Origin of the sequence: Streptomyces luomodiensis (genome assembly GCF_031679605.1) — a bacterium.
In the GTDB taxonomy this organism is placed as follows: Bacteria; Actinomycetota; Actinomycetes; order Streptomycetales; family Streptomycetaceae; genus Streptomyces; species Streptomyces luomodiensis.
This window is the reverse complement of record NZ_CP117522.1, coordinates 6,186,757-6,211,281: the sequence shown is the minus strand read 5'-3', so window position 1 is coordinate 6,211,281 and position 24,525 is coordinate 6,186,757. Positions and strand designations below refer to the sequence as shown.

21 protein-coding genes and 1 pseudogene are annotated in these 24,525 nt (G+C 71.9%); 10 read left to right on the top strand and 12 right to left on the bottom strand.

All coding sequences use genetic code 11. The features are described from left to right. Position 1 precedes the first annotated feature (1 nt). The 6 genes from PS467_RS26155 to PS467_RS26130 form a co-directional block, all read right to left on the bottom strand. The gene (locus PS467_RS26155) at positions 2–1,378 is read right to left on the bottom strand and encodes an ABC transporter permease (RefSeq protein ID WP_311037291.1); all 1,377 of its coding nucleotides are present in this window, start codon (positions 1,376–1,378) and stop codon (positions 2–4) included. After that, the gene (locus tag PS467_RS26150) at positions 1,375–2,316 is read right to left on the bottom strand and encodes an ABC transporter ATP-binding protein (RefSeq protein ID WP_311037290.1); all 942 of its coding nucleotides are present in this window, start codon (positions 2,314–2,316) and stop codon (positions 1,375–1,377) included. Before PS467_RS26150 ends, PS467_RS26155 begins: the two co-directional genes overlap by 4 nt. Positions 2,317–2,598: 282 nt before the next feature. Beyond that, positions 2,599–4,080 (bottom strand): GntP family permease, encoded by a 1,482-nt coding sequence (locus tag PS467_RS26145; protein WP_311037289.1) that lies wholly within the window; start codon positions 4,078–4,080, stop codon positions 2,599–2,601. 169 nt (positions 4,081–4,249) lie between these two features. Then, on the bottom strand, positions 4,250–4,663 hold the full coding sequence (locus PS467_RS26140; RefSeq protein WP_311037288.1) for a RidA family protein: 414 nt from the start codon (positions 4,661–4,663) through the stop codon (positions 4,250–4,252). Next, complete coding sequence (locus tag PS467_RS26135) at positions 4,660–5,508, bottom strand: IclR family transcriptional regulator (RefSeq protein ID WP_311037287.1); 849 nt, start codon at positions 5,506–5,508, stop codon at positions 4,660–4,662. The genes PS467_RS26140 and PS467_RS26135 overlap by 4 nt, the downstream gene beginning before the upstream one ends. Next, positions 5,505–6,947, bottom strand: coding sequence for a sugar kinase (locus PS467_RS26130; protein ID WP_311037286.1), 1,443 nt, complete (start codon positions 6,945–6,947; stop codon positions 5,505–5,507). Before PS467_RS26130 ends, PS467_RS26135 begins: the two co-directional genes overlap by 4 nt. A 146-nt stretch (positions 6,948–7,093) precedes the next feature. On the opposite strand from PS467_RS26130, the gene PS467_RS26125 reads away from it, so the two are divergent. The 4 genes from PS467_RS26125 to PS467_RS26110 all read left to right on the top strand — a co-directional run bounded on the left by PS467_RS26125 (position 7,094) and on the right by PS467_RS26110 (position 11,938). Then, the gene (locus tag PS467_RS26125) at positions 7,094–8,392 is read left to right on the top strand and encodes an amino acid deaminase (RefSeq protein WP_311037285.1); all 1,299 of its coding nucleotides are present in this window, start codon (positions 7,094–7,096) and stop codon (positions 8,390–8,392) included. A gap of 62 nt (positions 8,393–8,454) precedes the next feature. Continuing rightward, positions 8,455–10,080: an N-acyl-D-amino-acid deacylase family protein gene (locus PS467_RS26120; protein WP_311037284.1), complete on the top strand. Its 1,626-nt coding sequence runs from the start codon at positions 8,455–8,457 to the stop codon at positions 10,078–10,080. Between the two features lie 152 nt (positions 10,081–10,232). After that, on the top strand, positions 10,233–11,444 hold the full coding sequence (locus PS467_RS26115; protein ID WP_268974127.1) for a pyridoxal phosphate-dependent aminotransferase: 1,212 nt from the start codon (positions 10,233–10,235) through the stop codon (positions 11,442–11,444). An 83-nt stretch (positions 11,445–11,527) separates the two neighbouring features. Further along, complete coding sequence (locus PS467_RS26110; protein WP_268974126.1) at positions 11,528–11,938, top strand: SCO4983 family protein; 411 nt, start codon at positions 11,528–11,530, stop codon at positions 11,936–11,938. 128 nt (positions 11,939–12,066) lie between these two features. Here PS467_RS26110 and PS467_RS26105 read toward each other — a convergent pair whose 3' ends face one another. Continuing rightward, on the bottom strand, positions 12,067–13,899 hold the full coding sequence (locus PS467_RS26105) for a phosphoenolpyruvate carboxykinase (GTP) (RefSeq protein ID WP_311039961.1): 1,833 nt from the start codon (positions 13,897–13,899) through the stop codon (positions 12,067–12,069). 253 nt (positions 13,900–14,152) lie between these two features. On the opposite strand from PS467_RS26105, the gene trhA reads away from it, so the two are divergent. Together trhA and PS467_RS26095 are read left to right on the top strand one after the other, a co-directional pair. Next, positions 14,153–14,854: a PAQR family membrane homeostasis protein TrhA gene (gene trhA / locus PS467_RS26100; RefSeq protein ID WP_311037283.1), complete on the top strand. Its 702-nt coding sequence runs from the start codon at positions 14,153–14,155 to the stop codon at positions 14,852–14,854. After that, on the top strand, positions 14,854–15,555 hold the full coding sequence (locus tag PS467_RS26095) for a TetR family transcriptional regulator (RefSeq protein ID WP_311037282.1): 702 nt from the start codon (positions 14,854–14,856) through the stop codon (positions 15,553–15,555). The genes trhA and PS467_RS26095 overlap by 1 nt, the downstream gene beginning before the upstream one ends. 609 nt (positions 15,556–16,164) lie before the next feature. Here PS467_RS26095 and PS467_RS26090 read toward each other — a convergent pair. Then, positions 16,165–18,198: a thioredoxin domain-containing protein gene (locus PS467_RS26090; protein WP_311037281.1), complete on the bottom strand. Its 2,034-nt coding sequence runs from the start codon at positions 18,196–18,198 to the stop codon at positions 16,165–16,167. 148 nt (positions 18,199–18,346) lie between these two features. Then, the gene (locus PS467_RS26085; RefSeq protein WP_311037280.1) at positions 18,347–18,880 is read right to left on the bottom strand and encodes a hypothetical protein; all 534 of its coding nucleotides are present in this window, start codon (positions 18,878–18,880) and stop codon (positions 18,347–18,349) included. Between the two features lie 375 nt (positions 18,881–19,255). On the opposite strand from PS467_RS26085, the gene PS467_RS26080 reads away from it, so the two are divergent. Both PS467_RS26080 and PS467_RS42185 read left to right on the top strand, forming a co-directional pair. Next, positions 19,256–19,798, top strand: coding sequence for a DUF1360 domain-containing protein (locus tag PS467_RS26080; RefSeq protein ID WP_311037279.1), 543 nt, complete (start codon positions 19,256–19,258; stop codon positions 19,796–19,798). Between the two features lie 274 nt (positions 19,799–20,072). Further along, positions 20,073–20,295 (top strand): annotated as a pseudogene (locus PS467_RS42185) (hypothetical protein); the annotation flags it as partial. A gap of 263 nt (positions 20,296–20,558) precedes the next feature. Here PS467_RS42185 and PS467_RS26075 read toward each other — a convergent pair. Then, complete coding sequence (locus PS467_RS26075) at positions 20,559–20,807, bottom strand: hypothetical protein (RefSeq protein ID WP_311039960.1); 249 nt, start codon at positions 20,805–20,807, stop codon at positions 20,559–20,561. Between the two features lie 7 nt (positions 20,808–20,814). Next, positions 20,815–21,687 carry a mycothiol conjugate amidase Mca gene (mca, locus tag PS467_RS26070; protein WP_311037278.1) on the bottom strand — a complete coding sequence of 291 codons (873 nt, stop codon included), beginning with the start codon at positions 21,685–21,687 and terminating at the stop codon, positions 20,815–20,817. 97 nt (positions 21,688–21,784) lie between these two features. Between mca and PS467_RS26065 the strand changes: the two genes are divergently transcribed. Together PS467_RS26065 and greA are read left to right on the top strand one after the other, a co-directional pair. Next, positions 21,785–22,189: a DUF4307 domain-containing protein gene (locus PS467_RS26065; protein WP_311037277.1), complete on the top strand. Its 405-nt coding sequence runs from the start codon at positions 21,785–21,787 to the stop codon at positions 22,187–22,189. A 195-nt stretch (positions 22,190–22,384) separates the two neighbouring features. Beyond that, positions 22,385–22,882, top strand: coding sequence for a transcription elongation factor GreA (gene greA / locus PS467_RS26060; protein ID WP_268974116.1), 498 nt, complete (start codon positions 22,385–22,387; stop codon positions 22,880–22,882). Positions 22,883–23,027: 145 nt separating this feature from the next. On the opposite strand, the gene ilvA is transcribed toward greA, so the two are convergent. Continuing rightward, on the bottom strand, positions 23,028–24,377 hold the full coding sequence (ilvA, locus tag PS467_RS26055) for a threonine ammonia-lyase (protein ID WP_311037276.1): 1,350 nt from the start codon (positions 24,375–24,377) through the stop codon (positions 23,028–23,030). Positions 24,378–24,525 lie beyond the last annotated feature (148 nt).

The following is a 24,525-nucleotide window of genomic DNA, read 5'->3' as shown; positions in this document are numbered from 1 at the left end:
GTTATCCCTTCGGGGTGGTGTCGAGCAGCTCGACGTTGCCGTCGAACTGCCACAGCGGGTTCGGTGCGTCCCCGTCGGGGGTCCGCACCAGGAAGTAGCCGTTCACTTCCTTCGGTCCATCGCCATCCGCCATGAACCGCCCGTCCGGAGTGACGTCGAGTTGGTAGATGGCCTGTCCCGGGGCCTCGACGCCGGGAAGGTGCCAGGTCACGACGCAGCGCCAGTCGTTGCCCGGACCTTCCGCCGCGACCCTGGTGCTTCCCTTGCCGCACGAGGCCGTGGCCTTCAACTGGTCCTCGGTGACGGCGGGCCGGTTGAGCTGGTCGGTCTGCATGCGGTACAGGTGCGCGAACGCCGTGGCGAGCGAGCGCTCCACCTTGTCCTGCTCGATCCCGGAGCCCGTCGCCGAGGTCGTCGCGGCGACGACCGCGAACGACGCGGCGGCCACCCCGACCAGCGGCAGGACTCCAACGGTGAGCGCGCGGCGGCCCGAACCGTCGTGGGCCGGGTTGGTGAAGTCGCGCCGCAGGAAGAGCACATAGGCCAGCGCCGTCGCGACCACGGCCCACACCAGGCTGACAACGACGCCGATCAGCAGCGGGCCGAGTTGCCGGGGGTCGGTGAACAGACCGTTCCAGGAGATGAAGGCGTAGCTCGGCAGGGCGACGCGTACGGCCACCGGAAGCGGCAGCATCTGAGCGACCGCCATCGCGAGCGAGACCAGCACGGGCACCAGCAGCCCCATCGGGGACCGTCCCAGCGTGACCGACCCGAGGAAGCCGAGTGCGGCGAGCGCCAGGGTCGGAGCGAGGACGCAGACCCAGGAGAGCAGGACCGAGACGGCGGCGTCCGACGGTGCCAGGAGATGGCCGTCGAGACCGACCAGCGGCTGGTTACCGACCACGAGGAGGCCGCCGACGGTGCTGGAGACCGCGAGCCCGGCCACGAGCAGCAGCAGGACGGTGAGGCTGGCCACCGCCTTCGCCACGAAGATCCGCCGAGGCGAGCGGACCGCCACGAGCAGATGGCGCCAGGTGCCGAGCCGGTCCTCGGAGGCGAACACGTCACCGGCCACGACCGAGGTCAGCAGCGGAAGCGCCCAGGTCCCGGCGAAACCGAGCATCACCAGCGGCCCGGCCCACCCGGAGGCGAGCATCCAGCGTCCGAAGAGGGTGTCGACGGGAAGCGTGCTCTGCCGGCTCACCCCGGTGACGAAGAGGGCGGGGGCGATCCAGCAGGCGAGGACCAGCAGCCGGATCCGCCACTGGGAGAGGAGCTTGACGAGCTCGAAGCGACAGGCGCGGGTGACGGGGACGCGACGGCCCTCGGTCACCTGCTCGTCTTCCTGTTCCCGGCTCCGGGTGAGGGTCGCGGTCATCCGTCCGCCTCCTGCTGCTCGGTGAGGGCGAGAAACGCGGCTTCGAGCGGCGACACCACGGGGGTGAGCTCGCGCAGCGCGACGCCCTTCTCCACGAGCCGCGCCACGAGGTGGTCGAGAGCGGGCACCAGGGCGCGTACGACGAGCGGTTCGGCGTCCTGCCGTACCCCGGCGTCGTCGACGACCTCGATCCCCGGCGCGTCGTCCGCCAGCCGGCGGGCGGCCTGCCGGTCGGAGGTGAGCAGCCGGTAGTCGAGTTCACGGTTCTCGGTGGCCAGCTCGGACAGCGGGCCGGAGAAGACGACGCGTCCGGCGGCGAGGATGGTCACCCCGGAGCACAGCGCCGCGAGGTCGTCCATGTTGTGGCTGGAGAGCACGACGGCGGTTCCGCCGGCCGCGAGCCGGCCCAGGACACCGTGTACGTGCCGCTTGCCCGCGGGGTCGAGGCCGTTGGACGGTTCGTCGAGCACGAGCAGCCGGGGCCTGGTCAGCAGGGCGGCGGCGAGCCCGAGCCGCTGGCGCATGCCGAGGGAGAAGCCGCGGGTACGGTCGTCGGCGACGTCGGTGAGACCGACCTCGGCGAGTACGTCGTCGATCCCCGCCGTGCGCGCGTCGTGGCCGCGGAGCGCGGCCAGCGCGGCGAGGTTCTGCCGTGGGGTGAGCGAGGGGTAGAGAGCGGGGCCGTCCACGAAGCCGGCGACACCGTCGGGAGCGTCGAGCACCCGCTCGACCGGTGTACCCAGGACCTCCAGGCGACCGCTGTCGGCCACCGCGAGCCCCAGCAGAAGGCCGAGCAACGTCGTCTTTCCGGCGCCGTTCGGTCCGACCAGGCCGTGGATCTGCCCCTGCGTCACATCGAGGTCGATGCCGTCCAGGGCGACGACATCACCGAAGCTCTTCGTGATACCGCGAGCCCGGATTGCGCGGAGTTCTTCCATGGGTCCCTTCCTTCACGTGCTTCAGGGACCCTAGGAAGTGATCGTGCTGCTCACGGGGGTGATGAGTTGAATGTATGGAGAACATAAAGAGACGTGGCCTGCGTGACGTCGCCGTGGCGGACCGCTCGCTCGGCGAGGAGGCGCAGTACCGCGCCTGAACACGGCGCGGGTCCGCGGCAGATGCCACGGACCCGCGATCCGGCCCGACGTACTAGTTCCGGCCCGACGTACTGGCCTGACGTGCTGTTCCGACGTACTGGCCTGACGTGCTGGCCCGACGTACTAGATGACGACGCTCAGCAGCCCCGCCACCACGAACCCGGCCACCGACAGCACCGTCTCCAGGACCGTCCAGGACTTCAGCGTGTCGCTCTCGGAGATGCCGAAGTACTTGGCCACCATCCAGAAGCCGCCGTCGTTGACGTGCGAGGCGAAGATCGAGCCCGCCGAGATGGCCATGATGACCAGGGCCAGATGGGCCTGGGAGTAGTGGCCGTCGGCGAGCAGCGGGGTGACGATGCCCGCCGTCGTGACGATCGCGACCGTCGCCGAGCCCTGGGCGACCCGGAGCACCACCGAGATCAGCCAGGCCAGCACGATGACCGGCAGGCCCGCGCTGTCGAAGGCGTCGGCGAGGGCCTGGGCGACCCCGCTGCCCTTGAGGACCGCGCCGAAGACCCCGCCCGCGCCGACGACCAGGAGGATGTTGCCGACGGGCTTGAGGGAGGCGGTGGAGACGGTCTCCAGGGACTTGCGGGACCAGCCGCGCCGGATGCCCAGCAGGTAGTAGGCGAGGAGCAGGGCGATCGTCAGCGCCACGAAGGGGTGGCCGAAGAACTCGATGACCGAGCGGCCGGTGCTCGGGTCCAGCGCGATGGAGGAGAAGGTCGCGCAGAGGATGAGGACGAGCGGGGTGCCGATGATGGTGAGGACCGTGGCCACCGAGACCGGCCGCTCGGCCGGGGTGGCGCCGGAGGCGCGCTGCTGGGCCGCGACCGCCTCCCTGGACTCCTCGGCCGCCTCGACCATGTCCTGCGGTACGGGGACGAAGACGCGCTTGCCGATCCAGGCGGCGTAGCCCCACGCGGCCAGCACCGACGGGATGCCCACGACGATGCCCATCAGGATGACCCAGCCCAGGTCGACGTGGAGCAGTCCGGCCGCGGCCACCGGGCCGGGGTGCGGCGGCAGGAAGGCGTGGGTCATGGACAGGCCGGCCAGCAGCGGCATCGCGTAGAGCAGGATCGACTTGCCGCTGCGCTTGGCGGCCGCGTAGACGATCGGCGCGAGGACGAAGATGCCGACGTCGAAGAAGACGGGTATGCCGAAGATCAGGCCGGTCAGCCCCATCGCGAGCGGCGCCCGCTTCTCTCCGAAGATGCCGAGCAGCCGGGCGCTGAGCGCCTCCGCGCCGCCGGAGACCTCCAGGATCGCGCCGAGCATCGTGCCCAGGCCGATGATGATGGCGATATGGCCGAGGATGCCGCCCATCCCGGATTCGATGAGCGAGACGGCGTCGGACTTCTGCACCGTGCCGAAGAGTTCGGTGACCGACAGCCCCGCGGCCAGACCGACCGCGATGGAGACGCCGAGCAGCGCCACGAAGGGCTGGAGCCGGACCTTGATGATCAGGTAGAGCAGAAGGGCGATACCGAGGGCGGCGACGGTCAGCAGACCGGCGGTGCCGGGGATGAGCGCGAGCAGACCACCGGTGTGGGGTGGCGTCTCGGCGGCGGAGGTGACGGAGGTGGCCGCGAACAGCATGGGGGACTCCGGAATGTGGGTAGGGGGTAGCGCCGCACGGCGGAGGGCCGCGCGCTGGTGGAGCTTGGGTAGGGGTGATCAGGGTTCGTGCTTTCCGACGCGTCGGGGAGGGCGGCCGGGGCGGGCGGGGGACGCTCCCGCCCGCCCCGGGATGTCGGGTGCTCCGGGGTCAGCCCAGGACGGCGAGGGCGTCGATCTCGACGAGCAGACCGGCGGGAAGGCCGACGTAGACCGTCGTACGGGCGGCCGGGGCCTCCTTGAGATCGGCGAAGAACTCGTTGTAGATCTCGTTGAACTCGGCGAAGTGGCCGGTGTCGGTGAGGTAGACGCGCACCATCACCGCGTCCTCCCAGCTCGCGCCGCCCTCCTCCAGCACGGCCTGCACATTGCGCAGGGTCTGCAGGGTCTGCTCGCGCAGGGTCGGCCCGACGGGGGCGGGGGCCTGGCCCGGGACCGCGGGGCCGAAGCCGACCTGACCGGCGACCTGGAGGATGTTCCCCTTCTTCACGCCGTGGGAGAACTTGGCGGGCGGCGTGGTGTGCGTGGCCGGGGTGATCGCGGTCTTCTGGAGCTTCTCGCTCATGAGGAGGTTTCCTCGGCTCTCTTCTCGGGTGTTCCGTGCGATGGGTCGTGCGGTGTGGGGGTGCCCGGCGCCGTGATCGCGCCGTGCGGTGCGTGGGACACCGGGGCGTCGCCCGAGTATTCCCGGCTGATCTCCTCCGCCGTGCGGCGCACCAGCGGCAGCAGGGCGAGGAGTTCCTCGGCGCTGATGACGACGTTCGGCGCCGACACCGAGCAGGCGGCCACGACCCGTCCGTCCGCACCCCGGATCGGCGCCCCGACGCAGTTGATCGACTCCTCGTGGCCGCCCAGGTCGGTGGCCCAGCCCTGTTCGCGTACGGTCGCCAGCTCCTTGAGGAACGCCTCGGCGTTCGGCGTCGAACGGGGCGTGTACGCGGGGTAGGTGAGCCGTTCGGCCAGCGCCCGGCGCTCGGGCTCGGGCAGATCGGCCAGCAGCAGCTTGGCCACCGCGGCGACGGTGATGGCGACGGGCTTGCCGATCCGCGAGTACATCCGCACCGGATAGCGGCTCTCCACCTTGTCGATGTAGAGCACCTCGTTCTCCTCGTACACCGCGAGATGGACGGTGTGTCCGCAGCGTTCGTTGAGCGCCACCAGATAGGGGTGGGCGATCTCGCGTACGTCGAGGTTCTCCACCGCCTCCTGCGCGAGCGCGAAGAGCCGGGCGCCGAGGCGGTAGCGCTGGTCCCGCTGGCGGTAGACCATGCCGTGCTCGTGCAGGGTGCGCAGCAGCCGCAGCGCGGTCGACTTGTGCACCCCCAGCCGGGTGGCGACCTGCTCCAGGTTGGCCGGCCCCTCCGCCAGCAACGGCAGGATGCTCAGCGCTCGGTCGACGGTCTGGCTCATGGGTCGGATACCTCCACCGCTGCGGTCTCGGCCCACTTTTCGGCGGGACTCGGCAGATCCGTCCAGCCGGGGCCGAATCGCAGTGTGCCCCACTCCGTGGCATCGAGTGCCACCAGGCGGTCGGCGTGCTCACGGGACGGCGGAGTGCCCAGGTCGCCGGGGACGGTGAGGACGGCGGCGGCCATGAGGTGGCCGTGGCGCAGCCGTTCGGCGACGGGCAGCCCGCGCAGGGTGCCGGAGAGGAAGCCGGCGGCGAAGGCGTCGCCCGCGCCGACGGGGACGACGACGTCGACACGCGGGGCGGGTTCGAAGGTCACGGCGTCGGTGCCGTCCGGGCGGCGGGCGTAGGCGGTGGCCCCGGCGCTGCCCTGCTTGACGACCAGGGTGTGCGGTTCGGGCAGCGCGGCCCGGATCGCCTCGGGGCCGCGCACTCCCCAGACCGCCTCGGCCTCGTCCTCGCCGACGAAGACGAGGTCGCAGCCGCGGGCGAGGCCGAGCAGGACGGCGGGGGCCTGCTCGGCGCCGAGATCCGCAGCCGCGAGTCCGCCGGCGTTCTCGGTCGCGGGCCCCGTCGCAAGCCCGGCCCCGGTCGCGGTCGCGGGCCTACTCCCGGCCCCGGTCGCGGTCGCGGTCTCGGGCCTACTCCCGGCCTCGGGCCCGGTGGCGGGCCCGGTCGCAGGCCCGGCCCCGGTCGCGGTGGCGGCCCCGGTCGCGGTCGCGGTGGCGGGCCCGGCCCCGGTCCCGGCCCCGGCCCCGGTCGCGGTCGCGGTCGCGGGCCCACTCACAGTCCCACTCACCGTCTTGTTCTCACTCGCGCCGGCGTCCGCGGTCCGCCACAGCGAGACCCGGTAGTTGAGGTCGAAGGAGACGAGGGGGCGGCCGGGGGCGCGGGTGGTCAGCTCGCGCATCAGCGCGCGGCAGTCGCCGGAGAGGGCCGGGGTGATACCGGTCAGGTGGAGCACCCGGCCGGACCATGCCCACTCCCGGGGGATGAGCGCCGGGGACATGGCCGCGGCGGCCGATCCGGCCCGGTAGTAGAGCACCTCGGCGAGCGGTTCCGCGGGGCCGTCCCCGTCCACCGGCTCCACCGGCTCCACCGGTTCGGAGCCGACGGCGCGCTCGCCCGCCGTACGGAAGTAGATGCCGGTGGGACGGTACGGATCGCGCTGGACGTATGCCGTGTCCACGCCGGTGGCCGCGATCTCCCGCACGAGGTGCTCGCCGAAGCCGTCCGCGCCCACCCGGCTGATCCAGCGCGCGCGGTGCCCGGCGCGGGCGAGTCCGCAGGCGACATTGGACTCGGCACCGCCGATGCCCCGGGCGAAGGAGGGGACGTCCGCCAGCCGGCCCGCACGGGACGGCAGGAAGGTCACCATCGACTCGCCCAGACAGACGACATCGACGGCCTCGACTGCCTCGACGCTGGGGAGAGGGGGCACGGTCGGTCTCGCTCCTCGGGGACGAACGGCTGGGGGTGAACCACGCACCGTTGACCCGGTGCTGGGCGGGATGTTAGACAGCGCTAAGCGTTATACGCAATGAGCGTTGCAGATATTGCAACACGGAATCGTATGGAGGCGCCTCCATGGCCACCGACCACAGCGCCCCGGCCGTCGCCGCCCTCGCACGGGAGCGCGTCGACCACCGCTTCAAGGGACTGCCGCCGGACGCCGAGGGACGCACGGTCGGCGAACTCGCCGCCGAGCGGCGCTCCCTGTTCACCGGCGGCTTCACCACACCCGTCCTGGCGCTGTCGGCCGAGGCCCTGGAGCACAATCTGCTCGCGATGGAGCGCTACTCCGCCGCCCATGGGCTCGCCTTCGCCCCGCACGGCAAGACCTCCCTGGCCCCCCAGCTCTTCGAACGCCAGCTCGATCACGGGGCCTGGGGCATCACCGCGGCCGTCCCCACCCAGGTGCGGATCTACCGGGCCTTCGGCATCCAGCGGATCTTCCTCGCCAACGAGGTCGTCGACGCCGCCGCCCTGCGCTGGCTCGCGGCCGAACTCGACGCCGACCCCGGTTTCCGCTTCATCGCCTACGTCGACTCGGTGCGCGGCGTCGAGCTGATGGACACGGCGCTGCGGGAGGCGGGGGCGCGGCGGCCGGTCGACGTGGTGGTCGAGCTGGGCGCGGGCGAGGGCGCGCGCACGGGGGTCCGTACGGAGGCGGAGTGCGCGGCGGTCGCCGACGCGGTCGCGGCCACCGGGACCCTGCGGCTGGTCGGCGTCGCCGGCTACGAGGGCGAGGTGCCGGGGGCGGACGGCGAGCGGGTACGGGCATGGCTGCGCCGGCTCACCGCGCTGGCCGCCGATTTCGACGCGGCGGGCCGCTTCGCGGGGCTGGGCGCGCAGGACGAGATCGTGGTGAGCGCGGGCGGCAGCGCGTGGTTCGACGCGGTGGCGGACGTCTTCGCGGAGCTGCCCACGCTGTCCCGGCCGGTTTGCAAGCTGCTGCGCTCGGGGGCGTACGTCTCCCACGACGACGGTCACTACCGGCACATCACCCCGTTCAACCGCGTCCCGGAGGAGGGCGAGCTGCACCCGGCCTTCCGCCTGTGGGCCCAGGTCGTCTCCCGCCCCGAACCCGGCCAGGCGTTCCTCAACGCGGGCAAGCGGGACGCGGCGTACGACCTCGACCTGCCCGCACCCCAGCTCATCCGCTCCGCCCGCGACGGCTCAACCCGCCCCGCCACGGGCCTGACCATCACGGCCCTCTCCGACCAGCACGCCTGGGTCACCGTCGCGGACGGCACGGAGCTGGAGGTCGGCGACTGGGTGGGCCTGGGGCTCTCGCATCCGTGCACCAGCTTCGACAAGTGGCAGCTGATTCCGGTGGCGGAGGCGGACGGCACGGTCACGGACTACATCCGCACCTTCTTCTGAAACAGCGCGCCCAAGGCGCGTTGCGCGGACCGACACGTACAGAAACAGAAGGACGTACCCACATGGACCTGGTCATCCGCGGTGCGCAGGTCGTCGACGGCACCGGCCGAGCCCGCTACCGGGCGGACGTCGGCGTGGACGTCGGCGAGGACGGCGGGCGGATCGTCGGCATCGTGCCGGAGGGGGGCGGGCCGCGCCCAGTAGGCCGGCGCGTCCTGGACGCGGACGGCCTCGTCCTCTCGCCCGGTTTCATCGACATGCACGCGCACAGCGACCTCGCGCTGCTCCGCGATCCCGACCACTCCGCGAAGGCCGCCCAGGGCGTCACCCTCGAGGTCATCGGCCAGGACGGTCTGTCCTACGCCCCCGTCGACGACCGCACCCTCGCCCAGATCCGTACCGCCATCACCGGCTGGAACGGCGACGGCTCGGACATCGACTTCACCTGGCGCACCGTCGGCGAGTTCCTGGACCGTCTCGACCACGGCTTCGACGGCCAGGGCATCGCGGTCAACGCCGCGTACCTCGTTCCCCAGGGCACCGTACGGATGCTCGCGGTCGGCTGGGCGGACCGCGACGCCACCCCCGCCGAGCTGGAGACGATGAAGCGGCTGGTGGCCGAGGGGCTGGAACAGGGGGCCGTCGGCCTCTCCTCCGGCCTCACCTACACCCCGGGGATGTACGCCTCCGACGCCGAACTCACCGAGCTGTGCCGGGTCGTGGCCGCGTACGACGGCTACTACTGCCCGCACCACCGCTCCTACGGCGCGGGCGCCCTGCGCGCGTACGAGGAGATGGTGGCGCTCACCCGCGAGGCGGGCTGCGCCCTGCATCTCGCCCACGCCACCATGAACTTCGGCCTCAACAAGGGCCGCGCCCCCGAGCTGCTCGCCCTCCTGGACGCCGCGCTCGCCCAGGGCGCCGACATCACGCTCGACACCTATCCCTATCTCCCCGGCTGCACCACGCTCGCCGCGATGCTGCCGAGCTGGGCGGCCGAAGGCGGTCCCGAGGCGACCCTCGCGCGGCTGCGGGACGAGGCGACGGCCGAGCGGATCCGGCGGGTCATGGAGGAGGAGGGCGCGGACGGCTGCCACGGGGTGCCGATGGAGTGGGACACCATCGAGATCTCCGGGGTGAGCACCCCGGCCCTGAGCGGCTACGTCGGCAAGACCGTCGCCGCGAGCGCCCGTGAGCGGGGCGAGGCCCCCTGGGTCACCGCGCGCCGTCTCCTCCTGGAGGACCACCTCGGCTCGACGATCCTTCAGCACGTCGGGCACGAGGAGAACGTCCAGGCCATCATGCAGCACCCGGTCCACACCGGCGGCAGCGACGGCATCCTGCACGGCGCCAAGCCCCACCCCCGGGCGTACGGCACCTTCCCCCACTACCTGGGCCGCTACGTCCGCGAGCTGGGCGTCCTCTCCCTGGAGGAGTGCGTGGCCCACCTCACCGCCCGCCCCGCGGCCCGGCTCCGCCTCCCCGACCGCGGCGAGATCCGCGAGGGCTACCGCGCCGACCTGGTCCTCTTCGACCCGGACACGGTCGCCGCGGGCTCGACGTTCGACTCCCCCCGCACCCTGCCGGCGGGGATTCCGCACGTCCTGATCGACGGCCGCTTCGTCATCGAGGACGGGCGGAGGACAGCCGCTCTGGCGGGGCGCGCGGTGCGTCGGCACACGGGCTGACCGGGGCCGTACCAGCCGACCGGGGTGGCGGGAGACCGAACGCTCAGGGCGGCGCGCGGGGGCGCGCGGCCCGCCGCCCGGCGCTCCCGTACACCGTCCACGTGGCGAAAAACACCGAGCGGCTTCCGATACACCACCGTAAGGTGGCCGACATGCAGGTGATCCAGTCCACGAAGCTCGCCAACGTCTGCTACGAAATCCGTGGCCCGGTGCTCGAGGAGGCGATGCGGCTGGAGGCGGCAGGACACCGCATCCTCAAGCTGAACACCGGAAATCCGGCCACTTTCGGCTTCGAGTGCCCGCCGGAGATCCTCGAGGACATGCTCCGCAACCTCGGCGACGCCCACGGCTACGGCGACGCCAAGGGTCTGCTGTCCGCGCGGCGCGCGGTGATGCAGCACTACCAGACCCAGGGCATCGACCTCGACGTCGAGGACGTCTTCCTCGGCAACGGCGTCTCCGAGCTGATCCAGATGGCGATGCAGGGGCTGCTCGACGACGGTGACGAGGTCCTCGTCCCCGCCCCCGACTATCCGCTGTGGACCGCCGCGGTCTCACTCGCCGGCGGCACCGCCGTCCACTACCGCTGCGACGAGCAGTCGGACTGGCTGCCGGACCTCGCCGACATCGAGCGCAAGGTCACCGACCGCACCAAGGCGCTCGTCATCATCAACCCCAACAACCCCACGGGCGCCGTCTATGGCGAGGAGACGCTGCGCGGCCTCACCGACATCGCCCGCCGCCATCAGCTGATCGTCTGCTCGGACGAGATCTACGACAAGATCCTCTACGACGGGGCCACCCACACCCCGACCGCCGTCGTCGCCCCCGATCTGCTGACGCTCACCTTCAACGGGCTGTCCAAGGCGTACCGGGTGGCGGGCTACCGCAGCGGCTGGCTGGCGGTCTGCGGCCCCAAGGCGCACGCGGCCAGCTATCTGGAGGGGCTGACGATCCTGGCCAATATGCGGCTGTGCGCCAACATGCCGGCCCAGCACGCGGTGGCCGCGGCGCTCGGCGGCCGTCAGTCGATCAAGGACCTGGTGCTCCCCGGCGGCCGGCTGCTGGAGCAGCGCGACACGGCGTACGACCTGCTGACCCAGATCCCGGGCGTGACCTGCGTGAAGCCCAAGGGCGCGCTGTACGCCTTCCCCAAGCTCGACCCCAAGGTCTACAAGATCAAGGACGACCGGCAGATGGTCCTGGACCTGCTGCGGGCCGAGAAGATCATGATCGTGCACGGTACGGGGTTCAACTGGCCGGAGCCGGACCACTTCCGCATCGTCACCCTGCCCGCCAAGAAGGACCTGGCCGACGCGGTGACCAGAATCGGGAACTTCCTGGACGGATACGGCCAGCCCTGATCTTCCTAGTCTTTTAGCTACAGCTCAACTTTAGACAGCGTCTAAGTTAGGATGGTCTCCTGAGACTGCTTTGGAGGCCATCCATGTACGAGCCGATCCGCACCAAGTCGGTCCACACCATGGCCGCGCCCGAGCCCGACCTTCCGCACCGCTCCCGCGAGGAAGAGCTGCAGATCCGGCTCGCCGGACATCTGACCGCGCTGCTGACCGTGACCGATGAGCTGCGCGCCCTCGCTCCGGACTCCGGTCTCGACGACGCCGCGCAGCGGCTCACCGATCAGGTCGCACGGCTCCGCGACGGCCACGCCCCGTTCCGGGCCGCCCCCTCGGTGACCAGCGCCGATCCGACCCGGATCGCCGCCCTCCACCAGCGCGCCCACACCCTGGCCGGCTGGGCGCTGGTCGTGGCCACGTCACGGGAGGACGCGGCGGGGGCCGATCTGGCCGCCGAGCGCCTGGCGGCGCATGCGACGGCACTGGGACTCGCGGCCTGAGCGGGTCCGGGGCCCGCACGTCCGAACAGACCCGCACAGATCCGGGCCCGCGCGCCCGAACGCGTCCGCACAGGTCCGGGGCCCGCGCCTGAGCGCGGGCCCCGGACCACGGCACGGGCCGTTCCGGCTCAGCCCAGGCGCTCCACCAGCGCGTGGTACTCGTCCCACATCTCCTTGGGCGTGTGCTCACCGAAGGTGCTCAGGTGGTCGGGGACCAGCCCGGCCTCCTCGCGCCAGACGTCCTTGTCGACCGTGAGCAGCAGGTCGAGCGAGGCGTCGTCGAGGTCCAGACCGTCGGTGTCCAGCGCCTCGCGCGTCGGCAGCACGCCGATCGGGGTCTCCACGCCGTCGGCCTTGCCGTCCAGGCGGTCGACGATCCACTTCAGCACCCGGCTGTTCTCGCCGAAGCCCGGCCACACGAACCGCCCGTCGGCGTCCTTGCGGAACCAGTTGACGTAGTAGATCTTCGGCAGCTTGGCGGCGTCGGCCTTCTTGCCGACCTCCACCCAGTGGCCCATGTAGTCGCCCATGTTGTAGCCGCAGAACGGCAGCATGGCGAACGGGTCGCGGCGCAGCTCGCCGACCTTGCCCTCGGCCGCGGCGGTCTTCTCGCTCGCCACGTTGGCGCCGAGGAAGACCCCGTGCTGCCAGTCGAAGGACTCGGTGACCAGCGGAACGGCGCTGGCCCGGCGGCCACCGAAGAGGATCGCCGAGATCGGCACGCCCTTGGGGTCCTCCCACTCGGGCGCGATGATCGGGCACTGGCCGGCCGGCACGGTGAAGCGGGCGTTGGGGTGGGCCGCGGGCGTCTCGCTCGCCGGGGTCCAGTCGTTGCCCTTCCAGTCGGTCAGATGGGCGGGCGGCTCCTCGGTCATGCCCTCCCACCACACATCGCCGTCGTCGGTGAGCGCGACGTTGGTGAAGACCGAGTTCCCCCACAGGGTCTTCATCGCGTTGGCGTTGGTGTGCTCACCGGTGCCGGGCGCGACGCCGAAGAAGCCCGCCTCGGGGTTGATCGCGTACAGCCTGCCGTCCTCGCCGAACCGCATCCACGCGATGTCGTCGCCGATCGTCTCGACCGTCCAGCCGGGGATGGTCGGCTCCAGCATCGCGAGGTTGGTCTTGCCGCAGGCGCTCGGGAACGCCGCCGCCACGTACTTGGCCTCGCCGCGCGGCGGGGTGAGCTTGAGGATCAGCATGTGCTCGGCGAGCCAGCCCTCGTCGCGCGCCATCACGGACGCGATGCGCAGGGCGTAGCACTTCTTGCCGAGCAGGGCGTTGCCGCCGTAGCCGGAGCCGTACGACCAGATCTCCCGCGCCTCCGGGAAGTGCGAGATGTACTTGGTCGAGTTGCACGGCCAGGGAACGTCGGCCTGGCCCGGCTCCAGCGGGGCGCCGAGGGTGTGGACGGCCTTGACGAAGTCGCCGTCCGTCCCGAGCTCTTCGAGCACGGCGCTGCCCATGCGGGTCATCGTGCGCATCGACACGGCGACGTACGCGGAGTCGGTGATCTCCACGCCGAGCGCGGACAGCGGCGAACCGAGCGGGCCCATGCAGAAGGGCACCACGTACATGGTCCGGCCGCGCATCGACCCGCGGAAGAGCCCCTGTTCCCCGGAGAAGATCTCGCGCATCTCACCGGGGTCCTTCCAGTGGTTGGTCGGGCCCGCGTCCGCCTCCTGCTCGGAGCATATGAAGGTGCGGTCCTCGACGCGCGCCACATCGCTCGGATCGGATGCGGCGTAGTACGAGTTGGGGCGCTTGATCGGGTCAAGGCGTTTGAAGGTGCCCTTCTCGACAAGCTCCGCGCACAGGCGGTCGTACTCCGCCTCCGAGCCATCGCACCACACCACTTCATCGGGCTGGGTGAGGGCGGCGATCTCGCCGACCCAGGAGACGAGCTCCTGGTGGTTCGTGGGGCTCGGGGTGGTGAGGGAGGAAGCCACATTGCTGGGCGCCACGATCGCTCCATCCCGCCGGAACCGCACAAGCTCCGGCGTCATCGATTGAGGGTTTGGACGGATATGTGCACTCATATCCGTTTATGGAGACAGCTACCCCTTGGGGGCTGCGACCCGGATGCTCAGCTCATCCGGTGCCGACCGCGCTCATTTGATCATCCGACGGTGTGGGCCATCTGTCCAGTGGGCGCCTTGGTGACCATCACCACTCGTATTGACCGGTGACTTACGGTGGTGTAGGTAGCATGACGCCATGACTGCCGCCGCCCCCGACGCCGCTGTTGAGAACCCCCCAGGGCCGCAAGCGGCCCCACCGCTCCCCCTGAAGCCGATGCTGCGCGGCTGGCTGCACGCCGGCATGTTTCCCGCGGCCCTGGTCTCCGGCGTGGTGCTGACAGCCCTCGCCGACAGTCCGCGCGGGCGGCTGGCCTGCGCCGTCTACACCCTCACCGCATGCGCGCTGTTCGGCACCAGCGCGCTGTACCACCGCGGCAATTGGGGGCCGCGCGCCACCGCGGTGCTGCGGCGGCTGGACCACGCCAATATCTTCCTGATCATCGCGGGCACCTATACGCCCTTCACGCTGCTGCTCCTGCCACACGGCAAGAAGCAGCTGCTGCTGTGGCTGGTATGGGCCGGGGCACTCGCCGGAATCGCCTTCCGGGTCTTCTGGGTCGGCGCCCCGCGCTGGCTGTACACGCCGTGCTACATCGCGTTGGGCTGGGCGGCCATCTTCTTCCTGCCCGACTTCCTGCGCACCGGCGGCATCGCCGTGATGACGCTGATCATCGTCGGCGGGCTGCTCTACAGCGTGGGCGCGGTGGTCTACGGCACCAAGCGCCCCAACCCCTCACCCCGCTGGTTCGGCTTCCACGAGGTGTTCCACAGCTTCACGCTGGCCGCCTTCGTCGTGCACTACGTCGGCATCTCCTTGGTGGCCTACCAGCACGCCTGATGCCCAAGGCCACCACCACGTCCCAGCCCGAGCGCGCGCCGGAGCGCAAGCCCGAGCGCGCGCCGGAGCACAGGGACGAGCGCAAGCCGAAGCACGCGCCGGAGCCCGGACTGCGCGAACGGAAGAAGATCAAGACCCGGCGGGCGATCCGGCGCGCCGCCCTCCGGCTCTTCGCGGAGCAGGGGTACGAGGCCACTCCGGTGGACCGGATCGCGGCGGCCGCCGACGTCTCGCCCAGCACCGTCTCCCGCTACTTCCCCGCCAAGGAGGACATCGTCCTCACCGACGAGTACGACGCGCTCATGGCGGAGGCGATCCGCGAGCGCCCGCCGGACGAACCCCCGGCCGCCTCCCTGCGCCACGCCGCCGTGGGGCTGCTGGGCCCCTCGGCGGGAGCGGAACGCGAGGAGCTGCTGGCGCGGCTGGTCCTCGTACGGCAGGTCCCGGCGCTGCGCGCTCGGATGAGCGGGGGCCCGGCCGACAACGGGGCACTGCTGGGCGAGGCGCTGGCCGAGCGCAGCGGCCGGGCCCCGGACGACTTCGCGGTGCGGGTCGCGGTGGGAGCCACCCTCGGCGCCCTGCGGGAAGCGATTTTCCACTGCCTGGACCACCGCCCCAAGGAGAGCGCACCGAGCGCCCACGACATGGCGGCGGCCATCGACCGCGCACTCGACCTGCTCTCCCGCGGCGTACCGCTCTGATCCGCCGCCCGATGAGCGGATGAGCCCGCCATCTCCCGGGCCGGCCACCGGCCAGGGGTCGACCCGGTGCCACTTCCGCTGGTCCGAAGCCACTTCTGGCTACGCCGGAGCCGACTCGGGTGTGGCTTCGGTGCCGGTCTCGGCGCCGCCCCCGGCCTGCCGCTGATCTGCCCGGAGCCTGGCCCGAAGGCCACCCCGGGCCACCCGGAACCACCGGGCGGCCCCGGAGCCGACCCGGTGTGGGCGTGACTTCGGGACAGGGCACGGCGCTGTCTCCGGCCTTGCACTGGTCCACCCGGAGCCTGGCCCGAAGGCCACCCGCGGGCCACCCGGAACCACCGGGCGGCCGCCATCCCGTCCCGGAGCCGCACCGGAGACCCGGGTGCCCCGGAGCCGTCTGGGCGGCGGCCCCGGGCCAGCGCCCGCCGCAGCACCCGGCCCGGTGTCCTCACCGCATGCAGCGCCCGAGGCCGCCACGACGCTGCCCACCCGGGGCACCGCCGCGGCCGTCCGCGCGCTGTGCCCCGGACACTCCGGGACGGTCCCGGGCCCCGACCCGGGGGCGGGCGCCCCGGGCGCCCGCCTCCCCGGCCCCTGGTCAGACCCCGGTCAGCCGCCGAGCGCGGCTGTCAGCGCCTCGACATCGGCCGTGGGCGCGTCGCAGGTGAAGCCGCGGCAGACGTACGCGGCCGGGCGGCCCTCCAGCAGGGGGCGGTCCTGGAGCAGCGGGACCTCGCCGGAGCCGGGTTCGCCGACCGCGACGACCGCCCCGGGGGCGGTGGCCAGGAGCGCGGCGCGGTGCAGGGCGCGGGTCGCCGGGTCGTCGCCGGGGCCGACCACGGCCACCTCACGCGGTCCGTCGAGCCGGGCCTCGGCCACCGCCAGGCCCCAGCCGATGAAGCGCGGCACCCGGGGGCCGAGGGCCCGCACCACGACGAGGGCGCGCTCGGCGGCCTCGCGGTGGCGGGTGCTGCCGGCGATGGCGGCGTAGGACAGCAGGGCCCCGGCGGCGGCCGTCCAGCCGGACGGCGCGGCGTTGTCCGTGGGGTCCTGGGGGCGGCGGATGAGCGCCTCGGCGTCATCGGCGGTGTCGAACAGCGTGCCGTCCTCGGCGGTGAACCGGTTCAGCACGGTGTCCAGGAGCAGCCCGGCGAAGTCCACCCACGCACCGTCGCCGGTGACGGCGGACAGGGCGAGGAAGCCCTCGGCCACGTCCCCGTAGTCCTCGAGCACCCCCGCGTGGCCGCCCGCGGTGCCGTCGAGCGAGGTGCGGGCCAGCCGGCCGCGCGGGTCCATGTGGATGCGCACCAGCAGCTCGGCGGCCTCGGTCGCGGCGTCCACGAGGTCGGGGCGGTCGAAGTAGGCACCGGTCTCGGCGAGGGCCGCGACGGCCAGCCCGTTCCACGCGGCGACGATCTTGTCGTCGCGGCCGGGGCGGGCCCGCCGCTCCCGGGCGGCCAGCAGCCGCTCCCGCACGGAGGCGACCTTGGCGGCGTCCGCGAGCCGCTCCCCGTCGGGCAGCTGGAGCACGGAGGCGCCCCGCTCGAACGTGCCCTCCACGGTCACCCCGAAATACCCGGCGGCGAACTCCGCGTCGGCCTCCCCCAGCACCTCGCGCAGCTGCTCGGGCGTCCACACGTAGTACGCGCCCTCCACGTGCCGGCCGGTGCCGTCGTCGCTGTCGGCGTCCAGCGCGGAGGCGAAGCCGCCCTGTGCGGTGCGCAGCTCGCGGACCATGAAGTCCGCCGTCTCCAGGGCGACACGGCGCGCGAGGTCCGAGCCGGTGGCCCGCCACAGATGGGCGTAGGCCCGGCACAGCAGCGCGTTGTCGTACAGCATCTTCTCGAAGTGCGGCACGGTCCAGGTGGCGTCGACGGAATAGCGGGCGAAACCGCCGCCGAGCTGGTCGTAGATCCCGCCGCGGGCCATCGCCTCGCAGGTGGCCGACACCATCTGGAGCGCGCCCTCGGAGCCGGTGCGGGCGTGGTGGCGCAGCAGGAACTCCAGCGCCATGGACGGCGGGAACTTCGGCGCGCCGCCGAAACCGCCGCGCACGGCGTCGAATTCACGGGTCAGGGTCATGAGCGCGGCGTGCAGCCCCTCCGCGTCGGGCGGCTGGGGCGCGTCGGAGCCCAGGGCGATGCCGGTGCGCTGGGCCAGGTCCTGGACGATCCGCCCGGCGACGTCCTGGACCTCGTCGTGGCGGTCCGCCCAGGCGGCCCGCACTCCCTCCAGCACCTGCCGGAAGGACGGCATACCGGGCCGGGGCCGGGGCGGGAAATAGGTGCCGAAGTAGAAGGGCCGGGCCTCGGGGGTCAGGAAGACCGTCATGGGCCAGCCGCCCTGGCCGGTCGCGGCCTGCACCGCCTCCATGTAGACCGCGTCGACGTCCGGCCGCTCCTCGCGGTCGACCTTCACGGAGACGAAGTGGGCGTTGAGGTAGTCGGCGGTCGCCTGGTCCTCGAACGACTCATGGGCCATGACATGGCACCAGTGACACGCGGAGTAACCAACCGACAATAGAACGGGTACGCCGCGCCGTTTCGCCTCGTCGAACGCCGCCTGCCCCCACGGCCACCAGTCCACCGGATTGGCGGCGTGCTGAAGCAGGTACGGCGACTGTGAGTTGGCCAGGCGGTTCATATCTCGAATCGTCGCACGATCCGGTCCGCCCGGCCCAGCTCCCCATGGCCGGACCCAGGAGTAAGAAGTTGCGCCGCCCGTGAACCAACAGGAACAAGGCCGCTCGGCATGGTGCGGTGATCGTCGGCCGCTCCCTCGACAGGCCAGGTCAGCGGCCGTGGACGTCGTCGCGGGACAGGGGCCCGACGTCGGCGTGGCGGCCGGGGCGGACGGCGGCGTGGCGTTGTCCGGGCCCGGGGCCGCCTCGTGCGGCGAGGGCGTCGGCGACGGCGCCGGTGGCGAACGCGTAGACAGCCTTGTGCAGCACGTCCACGATCAGCTCCCCGCGGGGCCAGGTGGAGGGCGGGGCACCGACGCCGGTGGCGTTTTCGAGGATCTGGTCGTTGGTGAGGCGCACGACGGCGAACTTCGCCGACGCCACTGGGCCGCGCAGCCCGACGTGGGCCATGACCGAACGGAGCACACCGAGCACAGCGGCCTGCCCGAAGTGCATGGCCCAGTTCACCGGCACGGGCTGCCTTCCAGAATGTTCGGGCAGGCCGGTCACGCGCTGAAGGGTCCGTGCGGGCACATGCGAGTCGGGCCGCCTGGTGAGGGCCTGCTCGATCTTCTCACCGAGAGTCATCACGACACCTCCGGCGGTGCCGGCGACCAGTCCCTGCCACAGCGCGCGCTTGAACATGCCTCAACGGGTACCCGGTGCCGACGCCCTGACCCACCGGCCGTGGCGGGCTCCACCCGGTTGCCGGCATCTCCCTGCCCGTCCTGGCACGCCTGGCGCTCCGGTCAAGAGTCCGGGCGCCCGCAGTCCGGGCGCCCGGCAGACCGCCGCCAGAACGCACCGCCCCTGAGCGGTTTGCGGCGCGCCGGAGGGGCTACTTGCCACGGCATCCGGTCTCCGCTTCGGCCAGGAGGGTCGTAGGGGGTTCAACCCGTTGGAGCATCGGGGCGTACCGCTGGACCGCCGGACGCGTAACCGGCGCTGCGCCGACGGGGCCGGGACGAAGGCGCCACCAACCATTGAGGCACGGATCGGGACAGGAAAAGGGCACCTGTGATGGGCACCGCAGCCGACAGCCGCCTTGGACCGCGTCTGGGCAAGCTTCTCCGCCGTACCGGACGGGAGTACTCGGTCGGTCACGAGCGGCCGCTGGGCGGTTACCTCGCGGCCATGGCGGGATTCGGCGAGTATACGGCCGCATGGGCCGTAGCGGTCCGGCGCAGCGGAAGTGAGCTGCCCGAGCGGCCCGAACCCTGGGACGTCGCGCTGACGGCCTTGGCCACGTTCCGGCTCAGCCGACTCCTGAGCAGGGCCTCGGTGACCAGCCCTCTGCGCGCTCCCTTCACCAGGTACCACGGTCCCCAGGGCCCGGCCGAGCTCCGCGAGGAGGCCACGTCCGAAGACGGCAAGGAGACCATCGGGGAGCTGCTGACCTGCCCCTTCTGCATGAGCGTCTGGGTGGCCTCCACCCTGACCGCCGGCCAGTTGCTCTGGCCGCGTGCGACACGGACCGCTATGGGGGCGCTCGCCGCCCTCGCCGGAGCGGACGCGTTGCAACTGGCGTACGGCGCGTTGATGGACAAGGCCACCGACGAGTGACCCGTCGGCCGGACGGCCTTCGCGGCCGTCTCACGACCTGTTGCGCAGCCGCCGGCTGCCGTGAAGGCCGCGTACAGCAGATTCGCGGCCCAGGTCAGCAGCTTCCTTACGCCTGCCCTGACCGACGGGGCCGCCGAGCAGGTCGCGCGACCGGTCATATCCGCTCAGCGGCACGCCCGGGACGGCGTTGCCCGGCGGGGCGCCTGGACGCCGATCCCGGACGGCTCCCGGCTATAAAGCGCTGCCACGGGCGACGACGGCCCGGAACGCGGGCGCAGCGGGCGGCTCGGTCATCGGCACGGCGGTGGCCCAGGAGCGGCCTGCAAGCTGCTGCGGAAGATGCCGGAGGGGGAGCGGCGGGGAAGCCCGGCTGGAGGGGTGCGCGGAGGCATTCGCGCTGGTGCTGGAGCACGGGCGGTGTCGAGCCGGAGACGGGGTGGCGGGCATGGCGGCTCGGCATGGTGCCGAGCCGCCACTCGCGCGAGGTCATGGCCGTCCTTCCGGACCGGCCTCTCACGCCTGGGCACGAAGAGCGCGTGGAGAGGACCGGGGTGTGCGGCCACGCCGGCCGGGCCGGGCCGTGTGGTTCCGCCCACACCGGGCACCGGGCCGTGTGGCTCCACCCGCCCGGAGGCCCGCCGGTCAGGCCGGACCCGCGGACGGGTCGGGGCCACGGACGGGTCGCGGCCACGGACGGGCGATCCGCCGATCAGGCCGGGCCCGCGGTCGGGCCGGACCCGCAGTCAGGCCGGACCCACGGTCAGGCCGTGCGCTCCGCGCCCTTGGGGGATTCGGCGGAGGCCGCCGCCGGAGCCTTGCCGGGCTCCGGCGCCTCCTCGAAGTCCACCCGCTTCATGTGCTTGTTCATGGACTTCATCAGCAGCCACACCGCCGCGCCGATCACGGCGAAGACGATGAAACCGAGGACGCCCGGGGTCACCTTGTTCTCGTCCAGGTCCTTGGCGAGCGGGACGAGGTGCGTCATGGCGAGGGTGCTGGTGGCGCTCATCATGCGTTCAATTGTTGCGGATGCCCGCGAAGAGGTCGTCCTCGGGGAGGGAGGTGTCCACCAGCGACTTGGCGAGCTCGTACTCCTCGGTGGGCCAGACCTCCTTCTGGACGTCCATGGGCACCCGGAACCAGCCGCCGTCGGGGTCGATCTGCGTACGGTGCGCGATCAGCGCCTTGTCGCGGATCTCGAAGTAGTCGGCGCAGGGCACATAGGTCGTCAGGGTGCGCTCGGGCCGCCCGGAGTCCTTCCAGCGCTCCAGCCACTCCCCGTACGGCGAGTCCAGACCGCGGGCCAGCAGCGCCTCGTGCAGCGCTACGGTGCGTGACCGGTTGAAGCCCTGGTTGTAGTAGAGCTTCAGCGGCTGCCAGGGCTCCCCCGCCTCGGGGTACTTCTCGGGGTCGCCGGCCGCATCGAAGGCCACCATCGTGATCTTGTGGGTCATGATGTGGTCGGGGTGCGGATAGCCGCCGTTCTCGTCATAGGTGGTGATCACCTGCGGCTTGAACGAGCGGATCAGCCTCACCAGGGGCTCCGCCGCCGCGTCCACGTCCTGGAGCGCGAAGCAGCCCTCGGGCAGGGGCGGCAGCGGATCACCCTCGGGCAGTCCGGAGTCCACGAAGCCCAGCCACTCCTGCTGAACGCCGAGGATCTCGCGCGCCTCGTCCATCTCCTTGGCCCGGACCTCGTGGATGTTCTCCTCGATGTAGGGGTCACCCTGGAGCTTGGGGTTGAGGATGGAGCCGCGCTCTCCGCCTGTGCAGGTGGCGACCAGCACGTCCACCCCCTCGGACACGTACTTGGCCATGGTGGCCGCGCCCTTGCTCGACTCGTCATCGGGGTGTGCGTGCACGGCCATCAAACGCAGCTGCTCAGTCAAGTTCGATCCTCAGTGATTCGTCGCGGAAGACGGCTTCTATAGTGACCTAAACCGGGGACGAATAATTCCGATCTCTCCCCCAGCAGGAGGAACGCCCATGGCCGCGGTGCGCGAAGGTCTGCCCGAGGGGCGCTACGGCCGCTCCGCGGACGCACGTGCCGACCGCACGCTGAAGATCGTGGGCGCGGTGCTGGGGGCCGGGCTGTTGGCCCTGATCGCCTGGTTCGGGTACGACTACATCGCCGGCCAGGACGTCAGCGGCCGGATGACCGCGTTCAAGGTGGTCGCCGACGACGCCGTCGAGGTCCGGCTGGAAGTCACCAAGGACAAGGACAGCACGGGTGTCTGTACGGTGCGTACCCTGGACCAGTACCACACCGAGGTGGGCCGTAAGGACTTCACCTTCGGCCAGCACCAGGACGACCTGGTCAAGGTCGTGACCGTACGCACCACGGCCCGCGCGACCAGCGCCGAGCTGGTCGGCTGCGAACCCGTCCGATGATCGAGTGACCGAGCGGGACGTGTCGGTCGACTGACCCGATCTGACCAGCACTGACGGGTTCCTGCCCATCGCGCCCAGTTCCCTCCTCCCCGTTTCCTGCCGGAATTGTTAGGCTCGTGGTTTCGCCCGGCTTTGAAGGCGCACCCTTCTGAGTAGGGCGTTCATTTGTATTCCCAGCACCGACGAGGAGCACCTGTGACCCAGACCAGCGAGAACGTCACCTGGCTGACCCAGGAGGCGTACGACCAGCTCAAGGCCGAGCTGGAGTACCTGTCGGGTCCCGCACGTGTCGAGATCGCGAAGAAGATCGAGGCTGCCCGGGAGGAGGGTGACCTCCGGGAGAACGGGGGTTACCACGCCGCCAAGGAGGAGCAGGGCAAGCAGGAGCTCCGAGTGCGTCAGCTGACGCAGCTCCTGGAGCACGCGAAGGTCGGCGAGGCACCCGCGGATACCGGCGTCGTCGCCCCCGGCATGGTGGTCACGATCGCGTTCGACGGCGATCCGGACGACACCCTGACCTTCCTGCTCGCTTCGCGTGAGTACGCGAGCTCGGACATCGAGACCTACTCGCCGCAGTCCCCGCTGGGCACGGGTGTGAACGGCAAGAAGGTCGGCCAGGACGCGGAGTACGAGCTGCCCAACGGCCGCACCGCCTCGGTGCGGATCCTGGAGGCGAAGCCGTACCAGGGCTGAGCGCCCGGTGAGGGGCCCCGGCCGGACGGCCGGGGCCCCTCACCGCTCTCCGCGGGCCCCTTTCCAGGACCCCAGGGCTCCAGGACCAGGAGTCCATGGCTCCAGGACCTCTCAGGCGGTCGCCGAGCGGTAGGCGCGGATCACGTCAGGCCATCACCGTGTACCCGGCCCCGCGCAACGCCTCCCGGACCTCCGCGCAGTGCTCCGGCCCCTTCGTCTCCAGGTGCAGCTCCACCTCGGCCTCGCTCAGCCCGAGCCGCGGATTGGTGCGTACATGGCCGACGTCGAGCACATTGGCGTCCAGCGTCGACAGCACCCCCAGCAGCGTGGCCAGCGCCCCCGGCCGGTCGGTGAGCCGCAGCCGCAGCGACAGATAGCGTCCCGCCGCGGCCATGCCGTGCCGCAGGATGCGCTGCATCAGCAGCGGATCGACGTTGCCGCCCGAGAGCACCGCGACCACCGGCCCCTCGAAGGACCCCGGCGCCGACAGCAGCGCGGCCACCGGGCTCGCCCCCGCCGGCTCCACCACCAGCTTCGCCCGCTCCAGACAGAGCAGCAGCGCACTGGACAGCTCATCCTCGGTGACCGTACGGACCTCGTCGACGAGCTCCTCGATGATCTGGAACGGCACATCACCCGGCCGCCCCACCCTGATGCCGTCCGCCATCGTCACGGGTGCGTCGAGGGTGACCGGCCGCCCGGCTGCCAGCGACGGCGGATACGCCGCGGCACCCTCCGCCTGCACCCCCACCACCCGCACATCCGGCCGCAGCGCCTTCACCGCCACCGCGACCCCGGCCGCCAGCCCGCCCCCGCCGATGCCCACCACCACGGTGCGCACCTCGGGGCACTGCTCCAGGATCTCCAGCCCCACCGTGCCCTGCCCCGCGATGATGTCCGGGTGGTCGAAGGGGTGGATGAAGATCGCGCCGGTGCGCTCGGCGTACTCCCGCGCCGCCCGCATCGTCTCGTCCACGATCTGGCCGCGCAGCAGCACCTCGGCGCCGTACTCCCGAGTGGCCGCGATCTTCGGAAGCGGTGCGCCCTCGGGCATGAGGACCGTCGAGCGCACCCCGAGCAATGAGGCCGCGAGGGCGACGCCCTGCGCATGGTTCCCAGCGCTCGCCGCGACCACCCCGGCCGCCCGCTCCCCGGAGCTGAGCCCCGAGATCCGCACGTAGGCGCCGCGCAGCTTGAACGACCCGGTGCGCTGGAGGTTCTCGCATTTGAAATGGACCGGCGAGCCGACCAGACCGGACAGATAGCGGCTGCCTTCCAGCACGGTGAGCCGGGAGACCCCCGACAGCGTCTTCTGTGCCCTGCGGACATCGTCGAGGGTGACCGTCGCGGATCCCTCGGACGCCGCCTCCGACGGTCCCTCCGGCGATCCTTCGGAGGTGGGGGCGGGGGCAGAAGCGGGGGTGAGGGCGGTGGGGTGCGGGGCCGGGCCGGAGCCGGAGCCGGGGCCCTCCTCGTCGCCGAGTCGTGCAGCCATGGTCCCCAGTCTGGCAGCTCGCCCCGGCGGACCGACGGGGGCCGGGCCGGTGCCGGGAAACGCTCCAGAACGGCAGGTTGTGGATCGCTGGCCATCAGGTTTTTGCAGCACCCATACGGACGGGCCCTGGGCCGCGTACTCTGTGCCC